Here is a 10,948-nt window from a genome sequence, read left to right as displayed (position 1 = left end):
TTGGAATGCACCGATAGGGTACAAAGAATGTGTAAAAGAGATTGGATTGATCTGACCAGTTAATTTTCCAGATTGGTATTAGGTGACATTTGATCGTCTTAAAACGAAAAAAGCCCTTGATAAATCAAGGGCTTAAATGTGGCGGAGAGATAGGGATTTGAACCCTAGGATAGCTATTAACCATCGCCGGTTTTCAAGACCGGTGCTTTCAACCACTCAGCCATCTCTCCATTAGGTTTGCATCATATTGATTAGTATAAAGTTTGTAAAGTATTAATTGCAGTAGAGCGTTGTTTTGCTTGAAATTTGCACATTTCATTCGAGAATAGGTTGGTGTGGATTGTATTCAAATTTGTGATTTTATATAAATCTTGGTAGTCATTACTCTAAAGCGCGAGTGTCTAATAAAATAATGTTTTATTTATAACAATTTGATTTTTAAATTAAATTCTTGTTTTAGGATACACTTGTAAGCCATAAAGTGTTTGCGAATTATTGTGAAGTGTTTCAAAATTAGTCCATTAGCAGTGCTTCTTTGTTAAGAATGAGGTTTTGATGAAAGTTACCGATCTTTTAAAGCATCGAGCTGAGAATTTGGTTAAAAACACGGAATTTAAGCAATGGATGTCGCCAACGGTACGTGAGTATTGGGATGGTTTTTTAGATAGGGCTAACAGTCGTCAGCTTTTTTCATGGGTGAAAGAATTTCATCAACCCGCAAATGAAGAAGTTAATTTAGTTCCTGAAATTGAATTAAAACCGGAAGCACAAGCGCTTTACGATCAATTAACGAGTAAACTTGGTGAGGTGATTCACACGGGCGATTGGCTTATGGTTGATCAGCAGCGTATTAACCAATTTGGTGAGGTGACCGAGGATTTACAGTGGATTCATACTGATCCAGAGCGTGCTGCAGTAGAGTCTCCGTTTAAAACGACTATTGCTCATGGCTTTTTAACTCTAGCTCTATTACCCAAATTAACAGACAGCGTTGATGCAGATAAACCCTTATTTCCTACTGCTAAAATGGTGGTTAATATCGGGTTAAATTCAGTACGTTTTCCTTATCCGGTTAAGGCAGGTAATCGCCTACGTGCAGTGAGTACCCTGTCAAAAGTAACACCAGTCAGAAAAGGCTTAGAAATTGAGCGTGAAATAAAAGTGGAGATTGAAGGGGTTAGGCGGCCAGCTTGTATTGTGGTTTCTGTGATCCAACTACATTTTTAATCTGAATTGGGTAATTAGAAGGGGAGCTTTAGCTCCCCTTTATCGTATCAATTAGACAATCGCATACGGATCATAGACTCTTTTGTTTATTCGGGTAATACTCAGTGAAACGTAACGGCATCAGAGGAAATTATGGCGGTCATTAATCTACTACAACGTCAGATAGAAAAAAGGGCGGAATGGCTATGCCAAAGTCGGAATCAAAGCTTGCCAGTGGACTTAGGTAAATCGAGTTACGAACCTGTTGATAATGGTGTGCAGTTTATTTGGCATCATTATAAGCTTGATTCAAACCAATGTGATTACACAAGTGTTGTTGCCAGAGTGATTTGGGAAGAAGAACATAGTTTGTGGGCTTTGTATGTGCCGGCTGAACCGATTGGATCTGAGTACCAATGGATCCCTTACCCCTATTTATCAAAAAGTATTGATTTAACCGCACTGATCAGAGAAATTGAAAAAGATCCGAAATCGTATTTTTGGTCTTAAAGATTTCTATTTATTTCAAGTGTTGTGAATGGTATTGATGAACATAAAAAATGGTATTGATGAACATAAAAACGGGTACCTTACTGTGCCCGTTTTTATGTTGGGAAACGTCGTTTTTTAATTAAGCTGCTGGAAAGGCGGCATCTCCTTCTTGTACAGATGGTGTATCAGCAAATACTTGAGTGGGTTTGGCTACAATACTGCGGGTGTCTTGATTGACTTCAGTCAGAACGACTTCTAGTGTGTCGCCTAAGCGGTAAATTAAGGCATTATCAATCATTACTGTTCCGTCTTCTCCATTGCAGACAATTCGCTGTTTATTATCAAGAATAAGCGCACCAGGAATAAAAGCCATCGCCCCATTTTCTAATAAACGAACACGCATACCTGAGCGATTAATATCAAAGATCTCGGCGAGAAAGCTGGTTTTTTTATTGGGTTCATCAGCCAATGTTCGGGCGTATAACCAGTCGGCTACATTTCTTTCAGCGATTTTGTGATGTTTACGATGGATTGCCAACTCTTCTCCCAAATTTTCATCAGGAAGTTGCTCTGGTGATTTTGCCAAAATGTGGGCTTTTAACATACGATGATTAACCATGTCACCATATTTACGGATCGGAGAGGTCCAAGTTGCATAAATTTCTAATCCCATCGCAAAGTGAGGTAATGGTTGATTGCCGATTTCACTATAGCTTTGGAATTTTCGCATTCGGTTATCAAGGTATGATGTCGGTTGTTTTGCTAACCAGCGACGTAAAGCCGCAAAACCTTCGAGAGTCGTTAGTGACGCTTCGTCAAAATCTGCGCCATGATTCTGAACTAAGGTGACCACATCAGCTATTTTATCGGTTTTAAAACCAGCGTGAGTATTAAATACGCCACAGCCAAATGTTGACTGCAATACTTGGCCTGCACAGATATTCGCGGTGATCATTGCTTCTTCTACGAGGCGATTAGCACTACGTCTTAGATCGGCATGAATAGCAATCACGTCGTTATCTTCGCTTAATTCAAAGCGGTAGTCTGGGCGGTCTGGGAAAACAACAGCTTGGGTTTCACGCCAAGCGGATCGTCGCTGAGAAAACTCATAAAGATCCCGCACAACTTGCGCGATTGTTTCATCGGGTTGCCAACAGGAATGGCCCGTCTCTAACCAATCAGACACTTGGTCGTAAATCAGGCGAGCCCGTGAACGAATATTTGCGGCAAAAAAGCGTATATCATCCTTGATGGTTCCGTCTTTATTGACAGTTAAAGTACAACAAAGTGCTGGGCGAATTTCATTTTCGATCAGAGAGCATAGGTTATCGGCTAACTCGCGGGGGAGCATCGGGATATTTCTTCCCGGTAAATAAATGGTGAAACCGCGCTCACGAGCAATTTTATCCATCGGATCATCTGCAGTAATATACGCAGTAGGATCGGCAATTGCGATGGTAACTTCAAACCCTCCGTCCTCGCATTTTTTGGCATACAAGGCATCATCCATATCTTTGGTTGACTCACCATCAATGGTGACAAATGGCAGAGATGTCAGATCTATTCGTTGTAAATCACAATCGTCATTGAGTTGCCACTGTCTATTTCCAGTGGGCGCTGAATTTGGTAAATTATTCTCAGCTAACGTGACCCACCAAGGGGCAATTTTATCTTCAGCATCAGTGATTTTTTCAGTGATTTCGACAAAGAAACCATTATCACCTTTCAGTGGGTGGTGAATAAGGGTACCGACAACCCAGTCGCCTTCACCGATCTCTTCAGGATTGAGCCCTTTTTTTGTTTTCGCTTTTAAGGTGTGTTTTTTCAATTGTGGTTGATCTGGCGTAACATGGAGCTTCCCTTTTTGTCGCTTGGCTCGTCCAATAAATCGAGCAATAGCAGGTTCTAACAATTCTTGAGGCTCTGCGACTTCACGCTCATTTTCAGTGCGAATAATCGCAACCACTTTATCGCCATGTAGGCACTTTTTCATATAAGGTGGCGGTATGAAAAAGCTAGTTTTACTATCAACTTCGAGAAAACCATAACCTTTATCAGTCGCTTTAATCTGCCCTTCTTTTTTAGGGAGATTTTCTTGAATTTGTTGTTTAAGTTGAGCAAGCAGTGGATTGTCTTGAAACATATTTGATTGTAACCCTTATGATTCATAAAGTTGGATTAGGTGGTCTGGTACTTCCTAAACGCGATTCTGATCATGTTGAATAGGTGGCCTAGATTGGGGACGTTTTTGTGAAGCTATCATAGAATACATGGTACTTGGCAATGGGCGAAAAGTATAGCGCGCGTGACACTTCCCATGGTCGTGATGTCAGTTGGAGGCAGATAAGAGTCTAATAGACTGATGTTGTGATTCTTATCGTATGACGACGAACATTTCCTGCAATAGAGAAGAGGCATGAACTTTATTGATTTATCGGTAATTTGAACGGAATGTTCGATCGCTAGATTGCTTTTAAAGACGTGAACAACGATAGAAGTATGATTTCGTCATCAAGAGCGCAGTTTGTTATGTAGAAGGTATCTTTTGCCGACTTTAGGAAAAAATATGTGATGAAATTCAATTTTTTCTGGCTTTTTTTGTGCATTTAAGGAATAATCCGCGTCCCTTAGATGTCCCTAGTGGCTTGATGCTTTTTAATACTCATCCGCATCTGAACGGAATCAGCTCTTCTTTAGGATTGGTTGGAAAATGGTATAGCACGTGGGACCTTAGTTATTTTTTATTTTAGTGGGAACCCCATGCAAGAAACTGTCATTCAATTTAGTGACTTAGCACTAAACAGTGCCATCCTTTCCGCCCTAAACGAAATGGGCTTTGTTTCACCAACTCCAATCCAAGCTGCTGCCATTCCTTTTCTACTTGAAGGCCGAGATGCGTTAGGTAAAGCTCAAACCGGTACTGGTAAAACCGCCGCTTTCTCTTTGCCAGTATTAAACAAATTGGATCTTAATCAGTATAAACCTCAGGCTATTGTTATGGCTCCAACTCGTGAGTTGGCCATTCAAGTTGCTGCTGAAGTTAAAACACTGGGTCAAAATATCAAAGGCCTAAAGGTATTAGAAATTTACGGTGGCGCTTCCATCGTTGATCAAATGCGCGCTTTAAAAACCGGAGCTCATATCGTTGTGGGTACTCCTGGCCGAGTGAAAGACCTGATTACCCGTGAGCGTTTGCATCTTGATGAATGCCATACTTTCGTCTTGGATGAAGCCGATGAAATGCTCAAAATGGGTTTTGTCGACGACGTTACTTGGATCATGGAGCAATCGCCAGATACCGCTCAACGAGTACTTTTCTCGGCTACAATGCCACCAATGGTGAAAGACATTGTTGACCGCTTTTTGCGCAATCCAGCACGCGTTGACGTTGCAGGTTCAAACCAGACTGTTGCGAAAGTTGAGCAACAGTACTGGGTAGTAAAAGGTGTTGAAAAAGATGAAGCGATGGCGCGTCTACTGGAAACGGAAGAAACGGATGCATCTATCGTTTTTGTTCGTACGCGTCAAGATACTGAACGTCTAGCCGATTGGTTAAGTGCTCGAGGATTTAAAGCCGCTGCGTTACACGGTGATATTCCTCAATCTTTACGTGAGCGCACGGTTGATCATATCAAGCAAGGCGTGATTGATATTTTAGTCGCAACTGATGTTGTTGCACGTGGTCTTGATGTACCACGTATTACTCACGTGTTTAACTACGATATCCCATTTGATGTAGAATCTTATATCCACCGAATTGGTCGTACAGGACGTGCTGGACGTAAAGGTAAAGCGATTTTGTTAGTGCGTACTAACCAGATCCGTATGCTACGTACGATTGAACGTGTGACTCGCTCTTCAATGGAAGAAATTCAGCTTCCTCATCGTGATAAAGTCGCCGAATCTCGTTTAACAAAACTTGCGGTGGAACTTGAAGCTGATAAAGGTCAGGTTGCACTAGAAAAATTTGCAGAACTAGTCGAAAAACTGCAGAGCTCTTTAGAGATCGATGCGACAACGCTCGCTGCTATCTTACTGAAACGTCAACAAGGTAAGCGCCCGCTGTTCTATACCGGTGAAGACCCAATGATAGAAGCAATTGAGCGTGATAAATTACGTCGTCGTGAACGCCGTGATGGTGACCGTCGTGATGGTGCTGGTCGTCGTGAATTTGGTGGGCGTGACGGTGCTCGTAACGTTGATTGGGATACTTATCAATTACAAGTGGGGCGTGATCAAGGCGTTCAAGTAAAAGATATTGTTGGTGCATTGGCCAATGAATTGGGCTTAACCAAAGGTTCAATTGGTGCAATAAAATTGGCGCAAGGTCATACTTTTGTCCAGTTACCAAAAAGCATGTCAGCGGATGTGACTGGTAAACTTCGTAAATTACGTATTCGTCAAAAAGAAGTGGGTGCGGTTGTCTGTGATTTTGATGACTTCCGTGAATCTCGTGGTCGTCGCCCTGAAGGCAACCGAGATGGTGGTTACCGTGGCGGTCGTGGACGAGGTGATTCTTCTCGCCCTGCTCGTGATGGTGAACGTCGCTTTGACCGTAACCGTGGTGGTGACAATCGTGGAAACTTCCGTGGTGAACGTACAGGCGAACGTAGCCACAGCTCTCGTCGTCGTAGTGAAGCTTAACCGATAACGATCCAACAAAGCCCGTAGTTAAAACTACGGGCTTTGTTGTTTGAATAAGATTCTTTCTTTACATTACTCATGTGACCTAGGTACAATTCACGCCTGTTGATGATCCGGTATTCGTATTACCGAGTGAGCATCAATGGTTATTTTCCACATACTGAACACGTGTTGCTTGGTATGCAACACCACTGTAAGGATTTATCATGCCTATTATTACTCTTCCTGATGGTAGTCAACGTCAGTTTGATCACTCCATTTCTACTATGGATGTCGCTCTATCGATCGGCCCGGGTCTTGCAAAAGCAACTATTGCTGGTCGTGTTGATGGCGTTCGTGTTGATGCATGCGATTTAATTGAACATGACGCAAGCCTTGAAATCATCACCACAAAAGATGACATTGATGGATTAGAAATTGTTCGTCACTCTTGTGCCCATTTGCTAGGTCATGCTCTTAAGCAATTGTATCCAGAAGCAAAAATGGCAATTGGCCCAACGATTGATAACGGTTTTTACTACGACATTGATCTTGAACACTCTCTGTCACAAGATGATCTAGATATCATTGAAGCGCGGATGAAAGAGCTGGCGAAAACAAAATATCAAGTCGTTAAAAAGAAAGTCAGTTGGCAGGAAGCACGAGATACCTTTGAATCTCGAGGTGAACCTTATAAGATGGAAATCTTGGACGAAAATGTAGCCCGTGATGATCGTCCAGGGCTTTACCACCATGAAGAATATATTGATATGTGTCGTGGCCCTCACGTTCCACATATGGGCTTTTGTCAGCACTTTAAATTGCTCAATGTCGCCGGTGCTTATTGGCGTGGCAACAGCGATAACAAAATGCTACAGCGTGTTTATGGCACCGCTTTTCACGACAAAAAAGCATTGCAAGCACACCTTACTCGATTAGAAGAAGCCGCTAAGCGCGATCATCGCAAAATTGGTAAACAACTTGATTTGTTTCATATGCAACAAGAAGCGCCCGGTATGGTGTTTTGGCATCATAATGGCTGGTCAATTTTCCGTGATCTAGAAGTTTTTATTCGTCATAAATTGAATGAATATGGCTACCAAGAAGTAAAAGGTCCTTTGATGATGGATCGCGTTTTATGGGAGCGTTCTGGACATTGGGATAAATATGCAGATGCCATGTTTACCACATCATCTGAAAATCGGGAATACGCGATTAAGCCGATGAACTGCCCCGGTCACGTACAAATTTTTAATCAGGGTTTGAAATCCTACCGTGATTTACCTTTACGCATGGCGGAATTTGGTTCGTGTCATCGTAACGAACCTTCTGGTTCATTACACGGTATCATGCGTGTACGTGGTTTCACTCAAGATGATGCACATATTTTCTGTACTGAAGATCAAATACAGCAAGAAGTCACTTCGTGTATCAAAATGGTGTATGATACCTATAATACTTTTGGTTTTGAGAATATCGCGGTGAAATTATCTACTCGACCTGAAAAACGGGTCGGTAGTGATGAAATTTGGGATAAATCAGAAGAAGCATTGAAACAATCACTCGAAGCCATGGGCATTGCTTATGAAATTCAAGACGGTGAGGGGGCATTTTATGGCCCTAAAATTGAATTTACCTTATATGATTGCTTAGATCGTGCATGGCAATGTGGTACAGTTCAACTCGACTTTAACTTACCTTCTCGTCTTGGTGCTACTTACGTCGGCGAAAATAATGAACGTTTAGTGCCAGTTATGATTCACCGTGCTATTTTAGGCTCTCTTGAACGGTTTATCGGTATCCTCATTGAAGAATATGCAGGCTTTTTCCCAACATGGTTGGCTCCTGAGCAAGCTGTAGTTGTGAATATTACTGATAAACAAGCAGGATACGCTCAAGAAGTCGTACAAAAGCTACAAAAATGTGGTATTCGTGCGAAAGCGGACTTGAGAAATGAGAAGATAGGCTTTAAAATCCGCGAACACACTTTAAAACGTGTACCGTACATGCTGGTTTGTGGTGACCAAGAAATGGAAGCCGGTGAAATCGCAGTACGTACTCGAAAGGGCAAGGACTTAGGTAAATTTAAATTGGATGACTTTATTACACACATCCAAGCCGAAGTTTCTAGCCGTAAGCTTAATCTGGAGGAATAAACTATTAAAGGCGGAAGACGTGGCCAACAGCCGGCCAAACAAAACCAGCACCGTTTAAACGGTGAAATTCGTGGCGTTCGTGAAGTGCGTTTAACTGGCGCAGATGGTGAGTCCGTTGGTGTTGTATCGATCAGCGAAGCACTAGAAGCGGCCGTAGAAGCTGGTATGGATCTTGTAGAGATCAGCCCTAACGCCGAGCCACCAGTTTGTCGTGTGATGGACTATGGCAAGTTCCTCTTTGAAAAGAGTAAAGCTGCTAAAGAGCAGAAAAAGAAGCAAAAACAGATTCAGATTAAGGAAGTTAAATTCCGACCTGGAACTGATATTGGAGACTATCAGGTAAAACTACGCAACCTGACCCGTTTCCTAGAAGAAGGCAACAAAGTGAAAGTAACAATTCGCTTCCGTGGCCGAGAAATGGCACACCAAGATATCGGTGTCGATGTTCTTAATCGCTTGAAAGAAGACACAGCAGAACTTGCTGTTGTAGAATCTTTCCCTACGCGAATTGAAGGTCGTCAAATGATCATGGTGTTAGCCCCTAAGAAGAAGTAATTAGAGGCCTAGCAAGTGATAAACCTAGCTTTATATTGTAACAGCTAGGTTTTCCGCCTTAATTACATTGTTTATTAAACTACTACAATGCGGAGTTATTCATCATGCCTAAGATGAAAACCAACAGAGGTGCTGCTAAGCGTTTTAAGAAAACAGCTGGTGGTCTAAAGTTCAAGCACGCTACTAAACGTCACATTCTGACTAAGCGTACTACTAAGAACAAGCGTCAACTACGCCCTAACTCAATCCTTCCGAAATGTGAAGTGGCTGGTGTTATGCGCATGTTGCCATACGCTTAATTCTTTTTAGTTTAATTATCGTTTAGTTTAGGAGAGACATAATGCCTCGCGTAAAACGTGGTGTACAAGCTCGTGCACGTCATAAAAAAGTTCTAAAACAAGCTAAAGGTTACTATGGTGCACGTTCACGTGTTTACCGCGTAGCTTTCCAAGCTGTTACCAAAGCAGGTCAATACGCTTATCGTGACCGTCGCACTAAAAAGCGTCAGTTCCGTCAGCTGTGGATTGCGCGTATTAACGCTGCATCTCGTCAAAATGGTCTATCTTACAGCCGTTTCATTAACGGTCTTAAGAAAGCATCTATCGAGATCGATCGTAAGATCCTAGCCGACATCGCCGTATTTGACAAAGCAGCGTTTGCTGTGCTTGTTGAAAAAGCAAAAGCTGCTCTATAAATCCGAGCTGCTTAGTTTGAAGAAGGAGAGCTGATGCTCTCCTTTTTTATAGCCGTGATAAAGGGCTTAATACGCCGTTAGCACCTCGATCAATGACATGGGTATATATTTGTGTCGTGGTTACATCAGAATGACCGAGTTGCTCTTGAACTGTTCTGATATCTGCTCCTGACTCCAGAAGGTGAGTTGCAAATGAATGCCTGAGTGTATGACAAGATATTGTTTTTCCAATCTCAGCCGCTCGCACTGCTTTTTTTACTGCTCTTTGTAATGAAGATACATTGATATGCTGCCTTCTTAATAAGTTGCTTTCTCCATCTATCGATTGGCTATGTGATGGAAATAGGTAGTGCCAATGAAACTCAAATGGTGCAGTGGGGTATTTTTCTGCGAGCGAATGTGGCAACCAAACGCCGCCATAGCCTTTGGTTTGCATATCTTTATCATAATATCTTTTTGCTAATGCGATTTGTTCATGAAGTAAAGGGTAGAGTTCTTTTGCTAAAGTGACAGTTCTATTTTTACCGCCTTTACCATGCCAAACTCTTAATGCGCCATAGTCGAAATCGATATCTTGAATACGTAAGCGAATACATTCCATTAATCTGAGTCCAGATCCATACAGCAATTTGATCGGAAGTTGATATTTAGGATCGACGTGGTTGAAGAAACGTTTCACTTCATCTTTCGTCATAACAACAGGAAGCTTCCGGTCTAATTGAGATTTTTGAAATTTCATATCAATGGTTAATGGTTCTTTAATAATCTCGCGGTACAAGAAACTAAGTGCATTTAAAGCAAGGGCTTGGGTTTTAGTTGCTACTTTTTTATCTACGGCCAAATGGCTGAGGAAAAGCTCAACTTCACTTGACCCCATTTGGTTAGGATGGATTTTATTATGAAAAATAATGTACTTTGTGATCCAATGCAGATAAGCCTCAATGGTTTTATTGGCGTAATGTCTAGTTTGCATATATTCCTTTATGCTTAAAAGAAATTGTGATTTCATTCAAAATTCCATTTAACTGTTTTTATATACAGTAGTATTGGTTTGTTGTATCGTCAATAACTAAATGGCACTTTGCTATTTAATGAGAACTACCCCTCAGTTATTTTTTATAACTTTATGAATTTGTTGTGTATAGTGCTATTTTTATCACTGGCTTTTTGTAAAAAGATGGCGGTAGCGTGGAATAAATTAGGGCAATTTGCTGTATAAAAA

9 protein-coding genes and 1 tRNA gene are annotated in these 10,948 nt (G+C 41.6%); 7 read left to right on the top strand and 3 right to left on the bottom strand.

All coding sequences use genetic code 11. The features are described 5' to 3' along the window. Nucleotides 1–139: 139 nt before the first annotated feature. A tRNA-Ser gene (locus B7C60_RS01030) sits at nt 140–230 on the bottom strand. A gap of 325 nt (nt 231–555) precedes the next feature. Here B7C60_RS01030 and B7C60_RS01025 point away from each other — a divergent pair. Further along, nucleotides 556–1,227: a MaoC family dehydratase gene (locus tag B7C60_RS01025; RefSeq protein ID WP_099610050.1), complete on the top strand. Its 672-nt coding sequence runs from the start codon at nt 556–558 to the stop codon at nt 1,225–1,227. Nucleotides 1,228–1,359: 132 nt separating this feature from the next. Next, a complete protein-coding gene (locus B7C60_RS01020) occupies nt 1,360–1,716 on the top strand; it encodes a DUF3024 domain-containing protein (RefSeq protein ID WP_099610049.1) in 357 nt (118 codons plus the stop codon). Nucleotides 1,717–1,837: 121 nt separating this feature from the next. Here B7C60_RS01020 and rnb read toward each other — a convergent pair whose 3' ends face one another. After that, entirely contained in the window at nt 1,838–3,841 is a 2,004-nt protein-coding gene (gene rnb / locus B7C60_RS01015) for an exoribonuclease II (protein ID WP_099610048.1), read from the bottom strand. Nucleotides 3,842–4,458: 617 nt separating this feature from the next. Between rnb and B7C60_RS01010 the strand changes: the two genes are divergently transcribed. The 5 genes from B7C60_RS01010 to rplT all read left to right on the top strand — a co-directional run bounded on the left by B7C60_RS01010 (nt 4,459) and on the right by rplT (nt 9,726). Then, on the top strand, nt 4,459–6,342 hold the full coding sequence (locus B7C60_RS01010; RefSeq protein WP_099610047.1) for a DEAD/DEAH box helicase: 1,884 nt from the start codon (nt 4,459–4,461) through the stop codon (nt 6,340–6,342). A gap of 206 nt (nt 6,343–6,548) precedes the next feature. Next, on the top strand, nt 6,549–8,477 hold the full coding sequence (gene thrS / locus B7C60_RS01005) for a threonine--tRNA ligase (RefSeq protein ID WP_099610046.1): 1,929 nt from the start codon (nt 6,549–6,551) through the stop codon (nt 8,475–8,477). 3 nt (nt 8,478–8,480) lie between these two features. Next, a complete protein-coding gene (infC, locus tag B7C60_RS01000) occupies nt 8,481–9,032 on the top strand; it encodes a translation initiation factor IF-3 (protein WP_099610045.1) in 552 nt (183 codons plus the stop codon). 104 nt (nt 9,033–9,136) lie between these two features. Then, complete coding sequence (rpmI, locus tag B7C60_RS00995) at nt 9,137–9,331, top strand: 50S ribosomal protein L35 (protein ID WP_099610044.1); 195 nt, start codon at nt 9,137–9,139, stop codon at nt 9,329–9,331. A gap of 41 nt (nt 9,332–9,372) precedes the next feature. Further along, a complete protein-coding gene (gene rplT / locus B7C60_RS00990) occupies nt 9,373–9,726 on the top strand; it encodes a 50S ribosomal protein L20 (RefSeq protein WP_040992521.1) in 354 nt (117 codons plus the stop codon). 46 nt (nt 9,727–9,772) lie between these two features. Here rplT and B7C60_RS00985 read toward each other — a convergent pair whose 3' ends face one another. Further along, a complete protein-coding gene (locus B7C60_RS00985) occupies nt 9,773–10,735 on the bottom strand; it encodes an integron integrase (protein ID WP_099610043.1) in 963 nt (320 codons plus the stop codon). Between the last annotated feature and the right edge of the window lie 213 nt (nt 10,736–10,948).

The organism is Vibrio fujianensis (assembly GCF_002749895.1).
Taxonomy (GTDB): domain Bacteria; phylum Pseudomonadota; class Gammaproteobacteria; order Enterobacterales; family Vibrionaceae; genus Vibrio; species Vibrio fujianensis.
The sequence above is the reverse complement of the archived record's forward strand: the minus strand, read 5'-3'. Positions and strand labels throughout refer to the sequence as shown.